General features: G+C 61.9%; 18 protein-coding genes. 11 read left to right on the forward strand and 7 right to left on the reverse strand.

Translation table 11 applies throughout. The features are described from left to right. Positions 1 to 40: 40 nt before the first annotated feature. Positions 41 to 814 (reverse strand): SDR family NAD(P)-dependent oxidoreductase, encoded by a 774-nt coding sequence (locus GM910_RS06425; protein ID WP_159586688.1) that lies wholly within the window; start codon positions 812 to 814, stop codon positions 41 to 43. A gap of 29 nt (positions 815 to 843) precedes the next feature. After that, a complete protein-coding gene (locus tag GM910_RS06430) occupies positions 844 to 2,232 on the reverse strand; it encodes a CapA family protein (RefSeq protein WP_281354869.1) in 1,389 nt (462 codons plus the stop codon). Between the two features lie 134 nt (positions 2,233 to 2,366). Here GM910_RS06430 and GM910_RS06435 point away from each other — a divergent pair, with 134 nt between their 5' ends. From GM910_RS06435 to GM910_RS06475, 9 genes are all read left to right on the forward strand, one after another. After that, positions 2,367 to 3,050: a GntR family transcriptional regulator gene (locus tag GM910_RS06435; protein WP_159586690.1), complete on the forward strand. Its 684-nt coding sequence runs from the start codon at positions 2,367 to 2,369 to the stop codon at positions 3,048 to 3,050. A gap of 294 nt (positions 3,051 to 3,344) precedes the next feature. After that, positions 3,345 to 4,736, forward strand: coding sequence for a CapA family protein (locus GM910_RS06440; RefSeq protein WP_159586691.1), 1,392 nt, complete (start codon positions 3,345 to 3,347; stop codon positions 4,734 to 4,736). A 91-nt stretch (positions 4,737 to 4,827) separates the two neighbouring features. Beyond that, complete coding sequence (locus GM910_RS06445) at positions 4,828 to 5,844, forward strand: ABC transporter ATP-binding protein (protein ID WP_159586692.1); 1,017 nt, start codon at positions 4,828 to 4,830, stop codon at positions 5,842 to 5,844. Then, entirely contained in the window at positions 5,844 to 6,788 is a 945-nt protein-coding gene (locus GM910_RS06450) for an ABC transporter ATP-binding protein (protein ID WP_159586693.1), read from the forward strand. The genes GM910_RS06445 and GM910_RS06450 overlap by 1 nt, the downstream gene beginning before the upstream one ends. Before the next feature lie 4 nt (positions 6,789 to 6,792). After that, positions 6,793 to 7,746, forward strand: coding sequence for an ABC transporter permease (locus GM910_RS06455; RefSeq protein WP_159586694.1), 954 nt, complete (start codon positions 6,793 to 6,795; stop codon positions 7,744 to 7,746). After that, a complete protein-coding gene (locus GM910_RS06460) occupies positions 7,743 to 8,681 on the forward strand; it encodes an ABC transporter permease (RefSeq protein WP_159586695.1) in 939 nt (312 codons plus the stop codon). The genes GM910_RS06455 and GM910_RS06460 overlap by 4 nt, the downstream gene beginning before the upstream one ends. Before the next feature lie 49 nt (positions 8,682 to 8,730). Then, positions 8,731 to 10,398, forward strand: coding sequence for a peptide ABC transporter substrate-binding protein (locus GM910_RS06465; protein ID WP_246225879.1), 1,668 nt, complete (start codon positions 8,731 to 8,733; stop codon positions 10,396 to 10,398). Between the two features lie 76 nt (positions 10,399 to 10,474). Beyond that, positions 10,475 to 11,452: a D-2-hydroxyacid dehydrogenase family protein gene (locus tag GM910_RS06470; protein WP_159586697.1), complete on the forward strand. Its 978-nt coding sequence runs from the start codon at positions 10,475 to 10,477 to the stop codon at positions 11,450 to 11,452. Beyond that, positions 11,442 to 12,713 carry an MFS transporter gene (locus tag GM910_RS06475; protein ID WP_281354870.1) on the forward strand — a complete coding sequence of 424 codons (1,272 nt, stop codon included), beginning with the start codon at positions 11,442 to 11,444 and terminating at the stop codon, positions 12,711 to 12,713. Before GM910_RS06470 ends, GM910_RS06475 begins: the two co-directional genes overlap by 11 nt. A gap of 74 nt (positions 12,714 to 12,787) precedes the next feature. Here GM910_RS06475 and GM910_RS06480 read toward each other — a convergent pair whose 3' ends face one another. From GM910_RS06480 to GM910_RS06495, 4 genes are all read right to left on the reverse strand, one after another. Then, entirely contained in the window at positions 12,788 to 13,195 is a 408-nt protein-coding gene (locus tag GM910_RS06480; protein WP_159586699.1) for a VOC family protein, read from the reverse strand. 387 nt (positions 13,196 to 13,582) lie between these two features. After that, positions 13,583 to 14,887, reverse strand: a complete 1,305-nt coding sequence (locus GM910_RS06485) for an NAD(P)/FAD-dependent oxidoreductase (RefSeq protein ID WP_159586700.1) — start codon at positions 14,885 to 14,887, stop codon at positions 13,583 to 13,585. A gap of 148 nt (positions 14,888 to 15,035) precedes the next feature. Next, entirely contained in the window at positions 15,036 to 15,302 is a 267-nt protein-coding gene (locus GM910_RS06490) for a DUF2277 domain-containing protein (protein WP_159586753.1), read from the reverse strand. Between the two features lie 270 nt (positions 15,303 to 15,572). Next, on the reverse strand, positions 15,573 to 16,487 hold the full coding sequence (locus GM910_RS06495) for a LysR family transcriptional regulator (RefSeq protein ID WP_159586701.1): 915 nt from the start codon (positions 16,485 to 16,487) through the stop codon (positions 15,573 to 15,575). A 96-nt stretch (positions 16,488 to 16,583) separates the two neighbouring features. On the opposite strand from GM910_RS06495, the gene GM910_RS06500 reads away from it, so the two are divergent. Then, entirely contained in the window at positions 16,584 to 17,456 is an 873-nt protein-coding gene (locus tag GM910_RS06500) for an NAD(P)H-dependent oxidoreductase (RefSeq protein ID WP_159586702.1), read from the forward strand. Positions 17,457 to 17,614: 158 nt separating this feature from the next. Here GM910_RS06500 and GM910_RS26900 read toward each other — a convergent pair whose 3' ends face one another. After that, positions 17,615 to 17,860: a YMGG-like glycine zipper-containing protein gene (locus tag GM910_RS26900; RefSeq protein ID WP_201285417.1), complete on the reverse strand. Its 246-nt coding sequence runs from the start codon at positions 17,858 to 17,860 to the stop codon at positions 17,615 to 17,617. A gap of 539 nt (positions 17,861 to 18,399) precedes the next feature. On the opposite strand from GM910_RS26900, the gene GM910_RS06510 reads away from it, so the two are divergent. Continuing rightward, a complete protein-coding gene (locus GM910_RS06510; protein ID WP_159586704.1) occupies positions 18,400 to 19,641 on the forward strand; it encodes an ABC transporter substrate-binding protein in 1,242 nt (413 codons plus the stop codon). Position 19,642 lies beyond the last annotated feature (1 nt).

Consider the following 19,642-nt stretch of genomic DNA (forward strand, 5'->3'; position numbering starts at 1 on the left):
TTGGAACGCCGTTCATGCGGGTTCCGGCCCCGGCCACGCCCTATCCCGCGGCAATTCCTCCGTTCACGAGATAGGTCTGGCCGGTCAGATACGCGGCGTCATCGGAACAAAGGAACCGGATCAGCGCCGCGATTTCGGCGGGCTTGCCGAGGCGACCCACTGGAATCTTGTCGACCCCTCGCGATACCGGATCCCATTTCGGATCATTGTCGCGGTAGTACTTGTTGTGGCGCGGCGGCGTGTCGATTGCGTGGGGCGCGACCACGTTGGCCGTAATCCCATGCTGGGCGAGTTCTCCCGCTAGGCCCCGCGTCAATCCGACCACGGCCGCTTTGGTCGCTTTCACGTGAACCCCGGTGCCGTGGATATTGATGTGCGCATGCCCGCCCATGTTGATGATGCGCCCCCAGCCGCGCTCGACCATTTGCGGGACAATGAGCTTGCACATGCGGAACATGCTGTTCGCATTGATATCGAAGAGGGTGGACCAGTCCTCGTATGCCATGTCGAGGAAGGGCATCCGGGGGCTTGCGCCAACATTATTCACCAGGATGTCCACCCTGCCGAACGCATCCAGCGCTCCCGCCGCCAAGGCTTTCGTACCCTCATCGCTGGAGACATCGGCCACGACGACCGTCGCACGCACACCGGCGCCCCGGCACTCCTCGGCCACAGCTTCTGCCTCGCCTCCGGCCGTGCGGACATTGACCACAACATCCGCGCCGTCCCGCGCCAGCGCGCGGACGATCTCCGCCCCGATCGAGCGGCTCGAACCCGTGACAAGCGCCACTTTTCCCGACAATCCGCTATCCATGCTTCCTCTCAAGCTTCCGGCGGGCATCATCAGACGCAGGAAATCCTGCCGATATCTCCCTCGATGTTCAGCAGCGTGCCCAGCGGCCTGGAGAGCCGCGCAAACCGTTCCAGAACGGCTCTGGCGCTTTCGCCCCTCGCTAGGACTGGCCGTCCGTCCGTGTAGCGTTGCCGCCCGACCGGCCGTGTCACCGGCGCGTCGGCGCTTACTTCGCGCCCCAGCTCTACCGGCGTCAGGCGCAGGGCCGATGGCTTTCCGTGCGCGAGTTCGACTTCGATGACCGCGGAGGACCACCAGGTTTCGGAAGGTCCGTCGAGCCCGGGGTGAAGCGGGCGCAGATTGGGTCCGAGCGTCGGCAGACGATCGACCTCGTGCCCCCAGGCCTCGTAGCTGTCGTAGGGGACGACGGACATGAATTCGGAATGGGCGATGAAATTGCCGATGCCATAGATGATTGGCCGGTTCCTGTAGATTTCGATTCCCATCGTGCGGTGCCAGCCATGGCCGATGAAGACGTCCGCACCCGCCTCGATCGCCGCATGCGCAAAGTCGCGCACGAAGTTCGGCGGCTCGTCGCCTCGTACGCCGTCGGATATGTTGAAGTGATGTGCGACCAAGACGAGGTCCGCGCCGTCACGCGCCTCCTCCACCGCCCTCAGATTGGCAGCCAGATCGCGCTCGTTGCACACGTTGCGCGTCGCGTAGTCGTCGCCCACGACAAAGGCGTTCTGGGAGCGGGTGGATTGATCCGCCGGCAGGGCGAACCGGAACTCCCCTGGCTCCAGCCCGACCGCCGCCGGCCCTCCTTCGCCTCCGTTGCGAAGGATCTTGAGGGCGCCACCTATGGCCTTGAGCTGCTCCGCGGCCTGCGGCGGTATCTCGTGAAGCGTCTTGATCCGGAGCGGGTTGACGCCACCGCGGGCGGGGACCCCGCCCTTGCTCATACCGGCGATCTCATAGCTCTTGTTGCCCGAACTCAGCGAAACCAGCGCCACCCGACCCCCCGGACCGTCCGCATATGCCGGCGCGCGTGCAGCCTCCAGATCCGTTCCTATGCCCGCGCAGAGCAACCCTGCCTTTCGGCAGTGCGCCACGGTCGAACGGATGCCGCCCTGGCCGAAATCGCAGCTGTGGTTGCTGGCTGCGGAAACCAGGTCGATCCCTGCCCACGCCAGCTCACCGGCCATTGCCGGGTCGGCGATCATGTAGCTGCCCAGCCAGTCGCTACTCTTTGCACTATCCACCTCGTCCGGTCGACCGATGACCGTTTCAAGATGAGCATAGGTCGTTGCGGCGGACCGCATGAGGCCGAGCACCTCATCGAAGCCGGGCACGGTTATCTGCGACCACGGCCTTGCGATCATGCACTCTCCCACCAGCGCGATGCGATCTGCAGACGGTGCATTTTTCTCGACCACGGAGACTCCAATTCTCAAAACAACAGATGGTGTTTTTTGGTATACCAAATTGAACCGAGTGGATTTGTCAACACAGGTCTGGCAAGATATCTTCGAAACGCCGTTGGAAACCGAGCGCACCACGGGCCCTTATTATGAGCGAAACATCTGATATTTCTGAGAAAACAGAGACCTCCGGCGATTCGATTCCGGATCGCGTGTATGAGCAGATCCGCGAAGCGATCCGGCGCGGCAAGTTCATCCCCGGCAGCCGTTTGCGCGAGCGGGATGTTGCTAGCCAGTTCAATGTCAGCAGGACTCCGGTGCGCGAAGCTTTGCGCCGGCTGGAGAGGGATGGCATCTTAACTTCGGCGCCCCAGAAGGGACTGAAGATCGCTGAGCTCGATCACCAGATGATCTCCGAGCTTTATTACATGCGCGAGTTGCTCGAGAGCACAGCCGCAGCCCTGGCAGCCAAGAACGCGAGTTCTGCGGAAAAGGAACTGATGCGGCTGATTGTCAATGAAGAAGCCCAGTTTCTGGAAAGCCCCGCCGACCTCTCCCGGTTGAACTATGCGCTTCACCAGACAATCCAGGGCGCTGCGCGCAACCGCTACCTTGTGACATCACTGAACACTTTGCGCGACGCACTTATGCTCATTCAGACTTCCAACCTGCAAAACACTCAGCGTGCCGAGGCGGCGCATCAAGAGCATTTGCGCATTGTCGAGGCAATCGAAGCCGGCAATGCCGACGACGCAAAGGAGGCCGCAAAGGCACACATCTCGGCCGCCTACGCCGCCAAGCTCGTGGAACGGACGGCAAGCCGGACACGCTGAATAGTTGGAGTGCCGCTTTTCGAGTTCTTGCGCCCCCGGGTTTTCTTGAGGGCCATGAGCCAAGACGCTCTTTTCGCGATATCTCACCCATACCATTCCGGCATATCTGAAAGTGAATCTTTCTACATTGTAATAGCAACGCTGATGCTTGATGGTTTCAGCATGAAGACGCCGTCTACCTGCTGAATGACGGGCTCCCGTAGACAGTGGCGGGAGCGGCAGGCCTGTCGCCCCGCCAAGGACGCGACGCGGAGAGACGGTCGGATTTGTCCGCGCAGGAGCTAAAGGGATACGATGACATCACCGCGAACATGGAATGTTACACTGGCCGGCGAATGCATGGTTTGCCGGCCGTTCATGCTCCACGACGAGCCGGAATTCACGGGTGTCATCGATCTTCTGACAGACTCGGACGTCACCTACGCTCACCTCGAAATGAACCTGGCCGATTACGAAGAGCTTCGCTGGCCGGCCCGTGGTCAGGGCATCGGCAGCTTCATGATGGCCGATCCCGAAATCGCCATGGATCTGAAGTCCGCCGGCATCGACATCGTGTCTACGGCTCACAACCACAGCTTCGATTTCGGGGCCGAGGGGCTTCTGGCGACCAAGAAGCATTGCAAGGCAGCCGGGATTGCCGCCGCGGGAACCGGCACTGACCTTGAGCAGGCCAGCGAGCCGGCCTATCTCGAAAAGAAGAAGGGGCGCGTGGCGCTTGTTTCGGCCAGCTCCGGCAATCAGCACTTCATGTGGGCGGGACTTCCGAAGGGAGGGCTTCAGGGGCGCCCCGGCGTGAACCCGCTCCGCATCTCGTATGAGTTCGTCGTGGACGAGAACACGGCCGCCAACCTCAAGGAGTTCGGCCGCAATCTCAACGTGCTCAAGCCGGTCAAGAGCGAGAAGCCGGGTGCGTTCGGCATCCTGATGCCCGGCACGCAGCAGTGGGGCGACGTCAATACCTTCGTTGTGGGCGACCGCTTCGACATCGTCAGCCGCTGCCACCAGCGCGACCTCGAGCGCAATTTGCGCTCCGTCGAAGAAGCAAAGGCGATGGCTGACCTGGTGCTGGTCGCGCATCATTTCAGCGTGGCGGATGGCCCCCGTGGCGACACCCCGCCGAAGTTTGTCCGGGATTTCGCCCATGCCGTCATCGACGGCGGCGCCGACATCTATGTCGGGCACGGCTGGCACAAGACGCTGGGCATCGAGATCTACAAGGGCAGGCCGATCATCTACGGGATCGGCAACTTCTTCGCCCAGTCCGAATTCATCCAGCGCGTTCCTTACGACAGCTATGATGCGTGGGGGCATGACGTCGACCGTCTGCCCACGCTGACGCCGGCCGCGCACCCGCTGCATCCCGGACTCGATACACCGTCCGACACCTGGTGGAGCTCGGCGATCATCAAGGTCGAGATGGAAGATCACCAGCTTAAGCGCATCCATCTCCACCCCGTTGAGATGGGCCGCGAGAGCACGCCCGACGCGCGCCAGACGCGACGGACCGGAAGCGGCGATCACGCCTTTACCGAAGGGCGGCCGATGCTGGCCAAGGGGGACGGCGCGGTGCGCATCCTCGAACGGTTTCAGCGTCTGTCGAAGATGTATGGCACTAACGTCGAAATCTATGGCGGCGTGGGCACAATCGATTTGTCGAATGCCGAACCGGTCGCACTGTCGGCCTGAACATAAATCCGGCCGACGAGGCCGCACGATACTTCGCCGGCGGGCCTGCCTGCCGGCGGCCATAAGAAGAAGACAGGGAGGAATTCGAGCCATGAGCGTGGCGACTCCGGCACTTGAGGTGGTCGGCGCGGGGCACGTGGCGCAACCGGACCGTCCGCGGCTGTTGCGGGTATCTTCCCTCAGCGTGTCGTTTCCCGGTGCGGAGGGGCGTGAAAGCGAGGTCGTGAGCGAGCTCAGCTACGAGATCGCCCAGGGCGAGACGCTCGGCGTGGTCGGTGAAAGCGGCTGCGGCAAGACGATGACGTCGCTCGCCATCATGGGGCTGCTGCCAACGGGCGCAAAGGTCTCCGGATCGATCGAGTTCGACGGCAAGGATCTGACCGCCTTCAGCTCCAGGCAGTGGCGATGCCACCGCGGCCGCGACGTGGCGATGGTGTTCCAGGAGCCGATGACGGCCATGAATCCGGTCATGAAGGTCGGGCAGCAGATCGCGGAAGTTCTCGTCAAGCACGAGAGGCTCAGCAAACGGGCGGCCTTCGGCCGCGCCGTCGAGCTTCTCGCCAGCGTCCATATCCCCTCGCCCGAGCGACGGGCGCAGGACTATCCCCACCAGCTCTCCGGCGGGATGCGGCAGCGCGCCATGATCGCCATGGCGCTGGCCTGCCGCCCGAAGCTCCTGGTGGCAGACGAGCCGACCACGGCGCTCGACGTGACCGTCCAGGCGCAGATCCTGGATCTGATGCTTGAGCTCCAGGAGACATACGGAACGGCAATACAGTTCATCAGCCATAATCTTGCTGTGGTCTCCGAGGTCGCGCACCGCATCATGGTCATGTACTCGGGACGTATGGTCGAGTACGCGCCGGCCGAGGATCTGTTCGCCAATCCGCTTCATCCCTACACGCAGGGGCTGATCAGGACGCTGCCGGACATCGCCCAACCGATGGCTGAACTCTACACGATCCCTGGATCCGTCGGCGGAAAGCGACCGTCCGGCTGCCGCTTCTCCAACCGGTGTCCGCTGGCGGACGCGCGGTGCCGCGAAGCCGAGCCAGCTTTGCGTGAGGTCATGCCGAGCCATCACGTCGCTTGCTTCAAGGTGAACTGATGAACGCTCTCGTCGAAGTCGACAACCTGAACCTGCACTTCCCCATCGACGGCGGATTCTTCAAGGAGAAGCTTACGCTCAGGGCGCTGACCGATGTTTCCTTCTCGGTCGAAGAGGATGAGACGCTGGCGATCGTAGGCGAAAGCGGAAGCGGCAAGACCACACTCGGCTACGCAATCTCAGGGCTCCTCACCCCGACCTCCGGGCGGATCAAGTTTGGCGCGGCGCTGGGTGGCCATTCACAGGATCGTCCGGTGCAGTTGGTCTTCCAGGATCCCTTTTCCGCGCTCGACCCGCGGATGATGGTCGGCGATATCGTTGCCGAGCCACTGCGCCTGCAGGGGGTGAGCCGCGCCGAGCGGCTCCAACAGGCCGATGACGTGCTGGAACAGGTGGGCCTACCCGCCGAAAGTGCGCGGCGATACCCGCACGAGTTCTCGGGTGGCCAGCGTCAGCGCATCGCCATTGCGCGCGCGCTGATTGCGAAGCCCAAGCTCATCGTCGCCGACGAGCCGCTTTCCGCACTCGACGTCTCGATCCAGAGCCAGATCCTGAACCTGCTCAACAAGATCAAGCGCGACCGCACCATCAGCTATCTCTTCATCAGTCACGATCTCGGCGTGGTCCATCATCTCGCCGACCGGGTGGTGGTGCTCTATCTCGGCCGCATCATGGAGATCGCGTCGCGCCAGGATCTGTTCGCGACGCCAAGCCACCCCTACACCCAGGCGCTTCTGGAGTCGGTGCCTCGCATCAGCCGAGGAAGGCGCAAGCCGGGCCAGGCGCTCAAGGGCGAGATCCCGACACCGTTGTCACCGCCGCCAGGCTGCGTCTTCCACACCCGGTGCCCCAGGGCGCAGGAAGTCTGCCGCCGCCAGGTCCCCGAGTTGTTGCCGGCACCGGGACGGCCCGAACAGCTCTCCGCCTGCCATTTCAAGGACTGATGCCATGCTGAGATACACATTCTTCAGACTGGTACAGGCCGCTTTCGTCCTGCTCGTGATGACATTTCTGCTCTTCATGCTGATCGGCATGATGCCGGGCGACCCGGTCGAGAACATGCTGGAGGGTAATCCGGCGCTAACCCCGGAGCTGGCACGGCAGATGCGCGAGCTCTACGGTGTGGGCGTTCCCCTGCCTGTTCGCTACTGGCACTGGCTGACTGCGGCATTTCAGGGCGATTTCGGCTTTTCCAGTCTCTACTTCCGGCCGGTGCTGGAAATCCTTGGCCCCGCGCTCCTGCAGACGCTGAAGCTGATGGTCGCGACAATCATGCTGTCGATCCCCTTATCCCTGCTGTTGGGTGCCATCGCGGCTCTGCGGCCCGGCGGTTGGATGGATACCGTCATCAGTTTCTTCGCCTTCGCAAGCATTTCACTGCCCAACTTCTGGCTGTCCTTGATCCTCATCATCGTGTTCGCCGTGCAGTTGGGCTGGCTGCCGGCCAGCGGCACGCCGCTTGCCGAAACCCCCTCCCTCGGACTCCAGATCTACCATTCGATACTGCCCGTCACGGTACTCACCATGTTCTTCGTCGGCCCGCTCCTGCGCTACGTGCGCGCGTCCATGATCGAGACCATGAGTTCCGACTACATTCGCACGGCACGGGCCAAGGGTCTCTCCGAGACGACGGTCATCGTCAAGCACGCGTTACGCAATGCGCTCATCCCCATGGTGACGGTGCTGGCGCTCGGCTTTGGAATGCTGTTTTCCGGCGCCCTGGTGGTGGAGACCATCTTCGGCATTCTCGGCATGGGCAAGATGATCTTCGACGCCATCCGCTATGTCGACTTCAACCTCGCGCTCATCGGTCTTCTGCTGGCCACCATCGTCACGCTGGTATCCAACCTTCTGGCAGATCTCGCCTATGCCTGGCTCGACCCAAGGATCACACTGAAATGAGCGCGATCGACACAGAACTCGCCGGCATCCCCTCGGCTCCCCGCCAGACGATCTGGCAGCTCCGGCGCAAGCGCTTCCTGCGCAACAAGCCGGCAGTAATTGCGCTCGCAATACTCTTGGTGCTGTCGGCTCTGTGCGTGCTGGCCTACCCGTACAGTCTCCTCATGGAGCTCGATCCCAACGAGACCAACCTTCTGATGCGCTTCCGTCCCCCCTCTGCCAAGCACTGGCTGGGCACGGACTCGCTCGGCCGGGACGTGCTGCTGCGCCTGATGTATGGCGGTCAGGTGTCAATCGCCGTCGGCGTACTGGGAACCTTGCTGACTGCCCTCATCGGCATCCTGATCGGCGTCTGGGCCGGCTTTCTTGGCGGCAAGGTCGACGCCTTTCTGATGCGCCTGACGGACGTGGTGATCGCGCTGCCGATGACGCCCGTCCTGATCGTGCTGGGCGCGGTGGACCTTTCGAAACTCGGGCTGTCGCAGGCGCTCGCAAGTTCGCCCGGAGCGGTCTTCCTGCGCATCGTGATCATTATCGCCCTGGTGGATTGGACGACCATCGCGCGCATCACGCGTGCGGCCACAATCGAGGTGCGCCAACGCGAATATGTGAAGGCGGCGACGGTGAGCGGAGCCCGGCATCTCTATAACGTCCTGGTCCATGTGCTGCCCAACATCACTACACCGATCACTGTGGCGGCAACGCTGTCGGTGGGACGCATTATCCTGTTCGAATCCACGCTGAGCTTCCTCGGCTTCGGCATCGTTCCGCCTACGCCGTCATGGGGCAACATGCTCACCAATGCGCAGGAACTCGTCATTTCGGCACCGGCGCTGGCCGTCTATCCCGGCCTGCTGATCTTCCTGACCGTCATTTCCGTGAATTTCGTGGGGGATGGAATCCGCATCGCGTTCGATCCTCGCTCGGAAAAATAGGTCCGGATCCCCGGACCTCCATCAAAGTTCTCTAGGGAGGAAGACTGAGATGACTGGACTGAAACTTCTACCGGCCCTGGCCGCGCTAGGGCTCATGACCGCGCCTGCGGCATACGCTCAGGCCGACGACGAGCAACTGGTGCTTGGAGCCCGTCAGTTCCTGACGAACTTCCACCCGCTGGTCCAGGTCAACAACACCAAGAGAAACCTGATCAATTTCTCGCTGCGGCCGCTCACGGCGTTCTACCTCGACGGCAGCAATGTCTGTGTGCTCTGCGAGGAGCTGCCCACGGTGGAGAACGGCGGCGCCAAGATCGTCGAGAATGCCGACGGCAGCAAGGGCATGGAAGTGACCTTCAAGTTCAAGGAAGGTCTTGCCTGGGGCGACGGCATGCCAGTGACGAGCGACGATGTGGTCTTTACCTGGGAGATGGCGAACGACCCAAATATCGGCTTTTCCAACTACAACCCGTGGACCCGAGCTTCCGATATCGAGGTGATCGACGAGCGCACCTTCGTCATCCGCCTGCCGGAAGTGATGCAGAGCTACAATTCGTGGGACCAGGTCATTCCGGCCCATCTGGAACGTCCGATCTACGAAGCCAACAAAGATCTGGAGAGCTACACACGCCAGACGCTCTATAATCGCGAACCCGACAACCCGGGCCTTTGGAACGGCTCATACATTCTGAGCGACTATGCGGTCGGCCAGCGCGTGGGCTTCGGGGTCAATCCGCACTGGCCTGGCAAGACTCCGGACATTGAACGCATCGTGGTCAGCTACCGCGATAACTCGTCGGCGCTGCTTCAGGCTGTACTCGCCAACGAGATCGAGACCATCGTGGTCAGCCCCGGCGGCATCAGCTTCGAGCAGATGCTCGAGTTACGCAAGCAGCACCCGGACCGCTTCCAGTTCTTCGTGCGGGACGGCACCAATCTCGAACGCATCGCCGTCAATTTGGACAATCCGGCTCTCGCCGATCTCAAGGTGCGGCAGGCGCTGATGCATGGCATCGACCGCCAGGCGATCACTGACGCGCTGTTCGAAGGGCTGCAGGCCGTGGCGCACACCTTCGAGAGCCCGGTGAGCCCCTACTACAATCCCGACGTGCGCAAATACGAATTCGATCCGGAAAAGGCGAAACAATTGCTGGCGGAAGCGGGCTGGACGCCGGGTCCTGACGGCATCTGCGTGAACGACAATGGCGATCGGCTCTCATTCGAGTTCGTGACCACGGCCGGCAATACGACGCGCGAGCAGCTTGCGTTGGTCATCCAGAGCCAGCTCAAGGACATTTGCGTCGAGACGCAGAACAAGTTTGTCGGGCTGCAGGAATATAATGGCGAGTACGCGCGCAAGAGAGGTTTCTCGGGCATGATCCTGTCTTCGATCCAGTTTTCGCCATCCACCTCGCCGCGCATTGCGCTTGGCTCGGACGCCATCCCGACCGAGGAAAACGCCTGGGTGGGCAACAATTTCTCCGGCTATGCCAGTGAGCACATGGACGAGGCCGTCGCCGGCTTCGAGCAGTCGCTCGAAGAGACCGAGAAGGCGAAGTATTCCGGCCAGGTGCAGGAGATCTTCGCGGAGGACCTGCCCATGCTCCCGCTCTACTTCTACGCGGCGGCCTATGTGGCCATCCCGCAGGTCGGCAACTTCAACTCCACGCCCTTCGACGTGAATGCGATCTGGGCCGAGGAATGGACGCTTAACTAGTTCCTCCACGTCCCACGGGGGTTGGGGCAGACCCGCGGGCCTGCCCCTTTCAATGTTAGAAGCATCGGGTCAATATATGCGCATCGCCATTCTCGACGACTATCTGGAAATTTCGCAGCAGGTCGCCGACTGGTCTGCCGTAACGTCTAAAGCCGAAATCGTGGTCTTCAACCGTCCGCTGGCGGTGCCCGAGGAGGCGGCAGAGGCGCTGAAGGACTTCGATATCATCTGCACGCTTCGCGAGCGGATGCCCATCCCACGCCGTCTCATCGAACGCCTTCCGCGGCTCAAATACATTCTCGTGACCGGTAAACGATACGATACCATCGACGTCGAAGCGGCCGCCGAGCACGGCATCCTCGTTTCGAACACCAAGGTCGATGGCCGTGGCGGTGGTTCGGTCACAGAGCTCGTTTGGGGCCTCATCCTGGGGCTTGCCCGCAACATCCCGCTCGAGGACCGGCTGATGCGGCAAGGTGGCTGGCAGCATTTCGCTGGCACCACCATCCGCAACAAGACACTGGGAATCATCGGTCTCGGCGGGCTGGGGCGGCAGGTGGCAAGCGGCGGCAGGTTCTTCGGCATGGACGTCGTTGCGTGGAGTCAGAACCTGACGCCCGAGCGAGCCGCGGAAGCCGGTGCGCGCTATGTCAGCAAGGACGAACTCTTTAAAACCAGCGATTTCGTCACGGTGCATGTCGCCTGGAGCGAACGCACCACCGGTCTTGTCGGCGCCCGTGAACTCGGCCTCATGAAGCCCAGCGCCTATCTGATCAACACCGCGCGAGGCGCCATAGTGGACGAGGCAGCGCTTATCGATGTGCTGAAACGCAGGATGATCGCCGGGGCAGCTCTCGATGTCTATCAGACCGAACCCTTGCCGGCCGATCATCCGCTGCGCGGCCTCGACAACGTCATTCTCACACCTCATCTCGGTTACTTCACACGGGAAATGCTGGCGATCTATTACGGCGACGCGGTCGCCGCCATCGCTGCCTTCATGGACGGCACGCCGATCGGCGTGGTGAACGAGGCGGCACGGAATGGCAAGTGAGAGACTTGACCACCACTCCGGCCTCCTCCATCGCTTGCGCAATGTAGGGCATCTGCGCCTGCTGACGCAGAGGCGGTTCGGGCTCTATACCCTCGGGAACGGCATTTCACTCACCGGGTCCTGGATGCAGCGGATCGCGCTGATCTGGCTGGTGTGGGAGATGACGGGCTCGGGCTTCTGGCTCGGCATGCTCGCGACGGCCGACATGCTGCCTATCCTCGTGGTGGGGCCTTTGGCCGGCGCGGTGGCCGATCGGACGAACCGTCTCAAACTGACGCGCTTGTGCCAATACGTCCTCGCCGGCATCGCCGCCCTTTTGGGCATTCTGCTGTTCTTCGACCTGCTCAACCTGCCCATGCTCATGGCGCTCGCCGCGGCCAACGGTTCGATGATCGCGCTCAGCCAGCCTGCGCGCATGGCGCTGGTGCAAAGCCTGGTCTCCCGCGAAGACGTGGGGTCGGCGGTTGCCCTGAGTTCGGTCAACATCAATCTCGCGCGGCTGACCGGGCCGGCAATCGCCGGTATCATGATCGTGCATTTTAAGGTCGAACTGATCTTTCTTGCCAACGCGCTTTTGACCATTTGCTTCGTCGCGCTGCTTGGGCTCATCAAAATCGATCCGCCACCTGCCCGGCAACCGGAAGGATCGGTGTTCACGCAGATACGCAGTGGTGTGATCTTTGCTTTCGGCGATCGGGGGATCCGGTTGCTGCTCCGCCTGCTTTTCCTGGGCGGTGCCGGGGTGCGATCCGTTCAGGAGCTGTTCCCCGCCTTCGCCGAGAACAATTTTGCATCGGCGGCGACCGGCCTCGCCTTTCTAACCTCGAGCATGGCTGTCGGGGCGATCGCGGCCGGGCTCACGTTCGGCGTCGACACCTCGCTCAACAGACTCGTGCGGAAAGTAGCCACGTCATGGGCGCTCGGGGCCGCGGCGCTGGCAGCGCTCGTGGCCAGCGGTTCCGCAATGCTCGACACTGCATTGGCGCTCATCATTGGGTTCTTCGTGACCCGCAGCGTGATCGGGACACAGACATTTGTGCAGTTGCGGGCGCCCGACTCCATGCGCGGGAGAACGCTCAGCGTGCATGGCCTTATCTCGCGAGGCAGCCCGGCGCTGGGTGCACTGGGTACGGGCTGGGCGTTCGACCATGTGGGTCTTACCCTCCCCGTGCTTCTCGCTACGGGATTGGTGCTTCTTGCGGTCATCGCCGGCATACCGGCCATGCGCGCACTGGGAAATCTTGAGCCCGGAGACGGCTAGCCCACGACTTGAAGCAGAATGCCGGCCTTGCGGCAGACTTCCGCCCCAGCGTGTCCTCATCGGCGGCACACTCACTATTCTTCCGGGATGTCTCCGCGATGGACGATATGCACCTTGTTGCCATCGGGGTCGCGCAGATACGCTCCGTAGTAGCCTTCGGCGTAATGCGGGCGCGGCCCGGGTGCGCCGTCGTCGGTTCCGCCAGTCGCAATGCCTGCCGAGTAGGCAGCATCAACGATCTGCGGCGAGGATGCCAGGAACGCCACCATGCTGCCATTGCCGGCGCTGGCCGGTGCGCCATCGAAAGGTATATAGACGTAAAAACGAGGCAAGCTTGCTTCAACTCCGACCCAACATACGGCGGCAGGGCCACCATCCGGATTCACGGGGCGTCGCCTCAGACCGAGCGGCAGAAGAACCGCATCGTAAAAGGCAGCCGCCCGTTCCAGATCTCGCGATCCCACGGTCACATGACTGAACATCGATGCTGCTCCCTTTTCCTTTCCAAAAATCCACCATCACAGCTAACCCCGCCACCAGACAATAGTGTCGGCAGGTCGGCGAGACGCGAACCCAAGCAATAAAGAGAGCGCTGCGGATCGATGTCTAGCTGTGCACTGCTCGACAGAGCGTCCGCAACGGGCGAATCTCCGCGTTCCTCTGAGGTCGCGAGAGGGAGGGCTCAGTGCAGTTTACCGAATAGCCGCCTTTTTGGACGAAGCTGCCTTTCAATCTTGGTGCCTCAGCGGCTGGCGCTAGTTTGCAGCCAGACGCCATATGATCCGTGGCAGGATAAATCCGTGGCCGCGAATATGATCTGAAAAGCCAGGCCGAGAGCGAACGATCATCCAGATCGCGGGTCACACCTCTCAGACCCTTGGACCTTCTGCGTCCTTGGCCGCGCGTTCGCCCGAGACATTAAGGTCCTTCAAGGTTTCCTTCTGCGTGATCAGCCGCGCGGAGTTCTGCCCCGACAGGAAAATCCAGAGCCAGCTCAGTGACACGAACAGACGGGAGCGCGCCCCGATCAGGAAATAGATATGCGCGATACCCCAGACCCACCACGCAAGCCATCCCTTCATCTGAAAGCGGCCATATTCGATCACAGCGGCATTCCGCCCGATGGTGGCAAGGTTTCCCATATTTCGATACCGAAAACTGCCGGGCGGCTTCCTGCCCTTCAGTCGCGCACGGATTGTACGGGCGGCGTGGTTTCCTTGCTGCTTGGCTGCCGGTGCCACACCGGGAACCAACTGACCGCCGTCTTCAACATGCGCGGTATCACCCAGCACAAAAATCGATGGATCGCCGGGCAATGTCAGATCGGCATTGACGACGACGCGGCCAGCGCGATCGGCCTTGGCTCCCAACCAATCCTTGGCTCGCGACGCCTGCACACCTGCCGCCCAGATCACCGTACGCGCGGGAATGAACTCGCCCCCGAGCACGATCCCGTCGCTTGAGCATTCAGTCACGGGTACGCCGGTCTTCACCTCGACGCCCCGCCGCGCCAACGCATGCGTGGCATAGGCTGAGAGCCGATCACCGAAGGCCGGGAGAATGCGCGGTCCCGCCTCAACCAGGAGCACCTTCGCACGGCGCGTGTCGATGCGACGGAACTCTCCGGGAAGGACGCGGTGGGCCAATTCGGCGATAATGCCGACCAACTCGACGCCAGTCGGGCCTGCACCGATAACCGCAAAGGTCAGCTGCGCCTCGCGCTCCGTCTTATCCTCGGTCACTTCCGCCCGTTCAAAAGCCAACAGTAGCCTGCGCCGGATCGTTGTCGCGTCCTCCAGCGTCTTCAACCCTGGCGCATCCACTTCCCAATGGTCTTTGCCGAAATAAGCATGGCGCGCACCCGTCGCGATGACCAAGGTGTCGTAGGGAACCCGGTTGCCATCGCACAAAATCACCTCGCATACATCGCGATCAACTCCGTCAACCGTCCCGAGTAAAGTCGTCACATCCTTGCGTTCCCGCAGCAGTGCCCGGATCGGCCAAGCGATGTCCGAGGTTGCAAGCAAGGTCGTAGCGACCTGGTAAAGCAGCGGCTGAAAAAGATGATGATTGCGCTGATCGATCAGAGTGATGTCGCAATCGCAACCCTTCAGGACCTTGACGACAGTCAACCCGGCAAAACCCGCCCCGACAATGACGATCCGATGCTTCATGGACGGTTTCCCCGATCAGCTCCGGAAACAGTGTCCGGTCGCGTCATCTCGACGAGGTGATCGAGAGTACGAGAGCGCTCGCGGAGCAATATCTTTGACAAGTCAGCCACCACGCCGTCCGCCGCTACACGTATCGCATCACTGCTGGTCATGCAAAGCGAATTGCCGCCCTGGCGCGGGCTTTGGCTGCCTCTTCCTCGCGGCTACGCGGATGCTGGGAGGTTTCAAGCGTATCGAGAAGTTCGCGAACCGAAGCCGCGATGGCATTGACGGCGCGTTCGAAGGTTTCCTCGTTTCGCTTTGAGGGGCGTGTCGAACCGCTCACTTTGCGGACGAACTGAAGGGCCGCCTCATGGATTTCTTCGTCTGTGGCCGGTGGATCGAAATTGAAAAGACTTCTAATATTTCGGCACATCGCTTCCTCCAAGCATCAGTCGATCGTCCCCGCCTTCCATTCATCTGGGCTGACTGAAGGATCATAGGAGACGAGCTCGACAGTGTTTCCTTCAGGATTGCGCGCAAAAACTCCTCTCCACGCCTTCAACTCCCTCCGGCAAGGGAAGTTACCAGATCAGTCCCGGTATTCAACTGTCCGCAATGGGTATAGGCATGAAACGAGACTTCCGGATTGCGCGATTACGACGGGGCGGGGTGTGCACTACGCCAAAATGGAGGTGAGGCGCAACTACGCGATCCCTGGCGTGCCAGTTATCTGCTCAGCGAGGAATTCGACCAACAGCCGGACTCTGGCAACGCCCGCGCGCTCGGGGACGATCAGCATACTCAGCGGGACGGCCGGCAGCGAATAGTCGGGCAGGACCGCCTCGAGCCGGCCTTCGCCCAAGAGATCATCGACAAGCCATCGATGTGCGGGTGCGATGCCGCGTCCAGCGACAAGGGCCTCCCGCGCGGCGAGCCCATGGTCAACACGAAAACGCCCTCTGAAGGACACCGCATGGCGCTCCCCGTCGTCCCCTTGCAAGACAAGGGTATCGCTGCCCGCCACGTTCGACATCCGGATGCCCTCATGGCTAGCCAAATCCTGCGGGACAGCCGGTCTCCCTCGCGTTGCCAGATAGTCCGGCGCTGCCACAAGCAGACGCCGGGATTGGCCGAGAGCCCGCAGCTTCATGGAGCTGTCGGTGAGCGGGCCCAAGCGAAGCGCGATATCGACACCCTCCCGGACAAGATCGACGCGCTCGTCGGTGAGGCTAAGATCGATCCCGATGTCGGGATAGCGGTCCTGAAATGCAAAGATCGACCGGGTGATGTGCAAGACGCCGAAGGCGGCTGTGCAGGAGATACGAATCGAACCGACCGGCGCGCCGCGCGCGCCCCGGGCTTCATCACCGGCCTGCTCCACCAGGCGCAGGATCTGGACGCTGTTGGCATAATAGCGGCTGCCTTCATCGGTTAGCGTAACGCGCCGGGTGGTCCTGCTGAGCAAAGGCACGCCGACGGCCTCCTCGAGCTCACGCACATGGCGCGTGACGGTCGACTGCCCAACCTCGAGTTCGCGTGCGACCGCCGACAGGTTGCCACGCTCGGCCACCCGGACGAAGGTACGCATGCGCTCGAATGTCACCTCATATTTATCCATTATTCGGCATGATCATATGCATTTCATATATCTAGTGGATTAGCCGCCCATTGGCTAGCTGAAGGGTCGGTTCCGCATCAACGGAGTATAGACCCGATGAAAATTCTGCTTGTCTTCGCCCATCCCGAACCGCGCTCGCTCAACGGCGCGCTCCGAGACATCGCCGTCCAGGAACTTGAAGCCCAAGGCCACGAGGTGCAGGTATCGGACCTCTATGCCGACGGCTGGAAGGCGCAGGTCGACCGCGCCGACTTTCCCTCGCTGGCGCGGGACGAACGCCTCGTTCCGGTTGCGGCCTCCAAGAAAGCCCTCGAGACCGGCACCCTCACCGAAGACGTCAGGGCCGAAATCGAGAAGCTTCTTTGGGCTGATGCCCTGATCCTCCAGTTTCCCTTGTGGTGGTTCACCATGCCGGCGATCCTCAAGGGCTGGGTCGACCGTGTGTTCGCCTACGGCTTCGCCTATGGCGTCGGCGAGCACAGCGACAGGCGATGGGGCGACCGGTACGGTGAGGGCATGCTGGCGGGCAAACGCGCGATGTTGATCGTGACCGCCGGCGGCTGGGAGGAGCACTACGCCGCCCGCGGGGTCAACGGACCGATCGATGACCTCCTGTTCCCGATCAATCACGGCATCCTCTATTATCCGGGCTACGACGTCCTTCCGCCGTTCGTGGTCTACACGGTCGATCGTCTCGATGAGAGTGGGTTCGAGCCTATCGCCGAGCGCCTGCGCAAGCGGATGCGCACGATTTCCTCCACGCCGCCCATTCCCTACCGGCAGCAGAACGGCGGCGACTACCTGATCCCCAGCATGCAGCTCCGCCCCGGCCTGGGCGAGGCGGGCGCGACCGGCTTCGCGCTTCATCTGAACGATGAGGGCGGTGCTACCGCCGATTTCAGCAGCAATGGAGCGCAAGAGAGGGTTTCATGGCCCATTCCAGAGTCTCCCCGCGAACCTACCCGATAGGGGACGGAACCCACTGTAGAGATGAACAGGCGCGCGCTCAGGCAGGGAGAACCCTTGCCGTGCGCAAGCCGGAAACGATCGAGAGGCTGTATCTAGATTTCGACGGGTTTTTCGCCTCCATCCACTCGCAATGCGACCGTCGCTTGTGCGGCTGGCGGTCAGCAGCGGGCAGTGTAAAGACGCCCATTTCGATCCCGGTACTGACAGTACCCGTTTCGGAGATTTCTGACGAGCAGGCCGCCGAGCGCGCCGGCTCCAGCACCGACAAGGGCTCCTTCGCCGCCCTCCACTATTCCGCCGACGAGAGCGCCAGCAGCTGCTCCAACGCCAACATCGCGTTCGGTCGTAGTGCATCCGGCTAGGGCCGCTGCGAGAACCAGAGGGATAAAGATCCTGTGTAGCATCTTGGACTCCTCCAAAGTTCGACCTGCACCCACCTGAAATATTGTCTTCGATTTCGGAAAGGCAACACAGGGAACACCAGCAACACACCCATGGGGTGAACGACAATGCAACGCAGGAGTGGGCGGCGCGTCAGGCGTCTCCCAGTGATGAACCAGGGGACGCATGGTGTTACTCAGCCACCCGTGGCGGCCGGTTCGGCGTCGACGACTTCCGGGCCGGGCCGCTCGCGACGCACATCCACTATTCGCATCGTCAAGGACTGATATGGAAACTCGATATGACAAACATAAAGGCCGACACGCTCTCAGTTCGGGTCAATGTTGAGTGTCGGCGCGAAGCATCTTGGCTTTCGCGCCACAAGCGATGTGCGCGTTAAGACAGCGCACAATTGGGCGGTGCGATCAGTACAATGTGCGGGCGAAACGCGCGGAACCATAATCGGCGGTTATGCCCTCAGACGCTATTGACTCTTATCTATATTAATCGATTAATATAATGGAGCCATGGAGGATGGCCATAACCACTCTGGGAGGAAGAGATGAGCTGGTGGAGGAGAGCTAAGCTTTTTATCGGTACGGGTCTGGGCGCGCTGCTTTCGACGGGAGCGGGTGCTGAGACGCTGACGCTTTATTGGAACGCGGGCCACGCCTATCAGGCCTATGCCGACGTGATCGAGCGTTTCGAGGCTGATCACCCCGGCTGGGAGGTGCGTTGGGAACGCTTCCAGTGGCCGGACATGCGCACCAAGCTGATCGCCGATCTCGCGGCCAAGAACCCGCCGGACTTGGTGGCCGAACCTGGCGGCTGGGTGCAGGAGTTCGGGCAGCAGGGTCTTCTATTGCCGCTCAACGACTTCGTTGCCAAGGACGGCGAGGCGATGGGCTTTCCGGAGGATTGGCAGGCTCGTGCGGTCGAGCGCAACATGCTTGACGACCAGTATTTCGGGGTGCAGATCCACCTCACCTGCGGCACCCTGGTCTACAATGTCGACATGCTGAAGGAGGCGGGGTTCGATGCGCCGCCGGCGACCTGGGAGGAATTCCGCGAGGTGGCGATGGCCACGACGGGCGGCGGCCGCTTCGGCTTCGCGCCCAATCCGAGCATCGGCTACTATTGGTCGTGGTTCCTGCAGAACGGGGTCACCTATTACGATCCTGAAACCAATACGGTGAATCTCGGCAGCCCGGAGGCGATCGAGGCGATCCAGTTCCTCGCCGACCTGATCCAGAAGGACAAGGCCGCGACCACCCCTGTCGCGGGTTCCGACTATGAAGGGCCGCAGAAGCTCTTCACCGCCAACCGCGCGGCGATGATCATCACCGGCCCGTGGGACGTAAAGCCGATCCGTACCGGCAATCCGGATCTCAACTGGGCCGTAGCGCCATCGCTGAATCATAAGGAGCAGGCGACCTTCGCCGGCGGTGTCAGCTTGATGATCCCCAGGGACGCCGAACACCCGGACCAGGCCTGGGAGCTTCTGAAGCGCCTCGTCGCGCTTGAAACCGAGATCGCAGTGACCAAGGAAGCAGGCATGACCATGCCGCGCAAATCCTGGGTCGAGAACACCGAGATCCAGGCCGATCCGATAATCGGCAGCTTCGGCGAATGCCTGCCCTATGCGCACGATGTGGCGGCCGAGCTACGCCTGACGGGCAAGCACGCGCGCATCGACAAGCTCCTGCGCAGCGCGCTCGAGGAGATCATCTACAACCAGGTGCCGGCGGCCGAGGTCATGCCGCGATTCGCCAAGGAAGCCAACGCTATTCTGGCGAGCAATTAAG

Origin of the sequence: Chelativorans xinjiangensis (assembly GCF_009812055.1) — a bacterium.
In the GTDB taxonomy this organism is placed as follows: Bacteria; Pseudomonadota; Alphaproteobacteria; order Rhizobiales; family Rhizobiaceae; genus Chelativorans; species Chelativorans xinjiangense.

Excerpts from the sequence above, each read along its gene's own strand:
- GM910_RS06425 (WP_159586688.1), bottom strand. The coding sequence starts at position 814 with ATGGATAGCGGATTGTCGGGAAAAGTGGCGCTTGTCACGGGTTCGAGC.
- GM910_RS06435 (WP_159586690.1), top strand. The coding sequence starts at position 2,367 with ATGAGCGAAACATCTGATATTTCTGAGAAAACAGAGACCTCCGGCGAT.
- GM910_RS06440 (WP_159586691.1), top strand. The coding sequence starts at position 3,345 with ATGACATCACCGCGAACATGGAATGTTACACTGGCCGGCGAATGCATG.
- GM910_RS06445 (WP_159586692.1), top strand. The coding sequence starts at position 4,828 with ATGAGCGTGGCGACTCCGGCACTTGAGGTGGTCGGCGCGGGGCACGTG.
- GM910_RS06450 (WP_159586693.1), top strand. The coding sequence starts at position 5,844 with ATGAACGCTCTCGTCGAAGTCGACAACCTGAACCTGCACTTCCCCATC.
- GM910_RS06455 (WP_159586694.1), top strand. The coding sequence starts at position 6,793 with ATGCTGAGATACACATTCTTCAGACTGGTACAGGCCGCTTTCGTCCTG.
- GM910_RS06460 (WP_159586695.1), top strand. The coding sequence starts at position 7,743 with ATGAGCGCGATCGACACAGAACTCGCCGGCATCCCCTCGGCTCCCCGC.
- GM910_RS06465 (WP_246225879.1), top strand. The coding sequence starts at position 8,731 with ATGACTGGACTGAAACTTCTACCGGCCCTGGCCGCGCTAGGGCTCATG.
- GM910_RS06470 (WP_159586697.1), top strand. The coding sequence starts at position 10,475 with ATGCGCATCGCCATTCTCGACGACTATCTGGAAATTTCGCAGCAGGTC.
- GM910_RS06475 (WP_281354870.1), top strand. The coding sequence starts at position 11,442 with ATGGCAAGTGAGAGACTTGACCACCACTCCGGCCTCCTCCATCGCTTG.
- GM910_RS06480 (WP_159586699.1), bottom strand. The coding sequence starts at position 13,195 with ATGTTCAGTCATGTGACCGTGGGATCGCGAGATCTGGAACGGGCGGCT.
- GM910_RS06485 (WP_159586700.1), bottom strand. The coding sequence starts at position 14,887 with ATGAAGCATCGGATCGTCATTGTCGGGGCGGGTTTTGCCGGGTTGACT.
- GM910_RS06490 (WP_159586753.1), bottom strand. The coding sequence starts at position 15,302 with ATGTGCCGAAATATTAGAAGTCTTTTCAATTTCGATCCACCGGCCACA.
- GM910_RS06495 (WP_159586701.1), bottom strand. The coding sequence starts at position 16,487 with ATGGATAAATATGAGGTGACATTCGAGCGCATGCGTACCTTCGTCCGG.
- GM910_RS06500 (WP_159586702.1), top strand. The coding sequence starts at position 16,584 with ATGAAAATTCTGCTTGTCTTCGCCCATCCCGAACCGCGCTCGCTCAAC.
- GM910_RS26900 (WP_201285417.1), bottom strand. The coding sequence starts at position 17,860 with ATGCTACACAGGATCTTTATCCCTCTGGTTCTCGCAGCGGCCCTAGCC.
- GM910_RS06510 (WP_159586704.1), top strand. The coding sequence starts at position 18,400 with ATGAGCTGGTGGAGGAGAGCTAAGCTTTTTATCGGTACGGGTCTGGGC.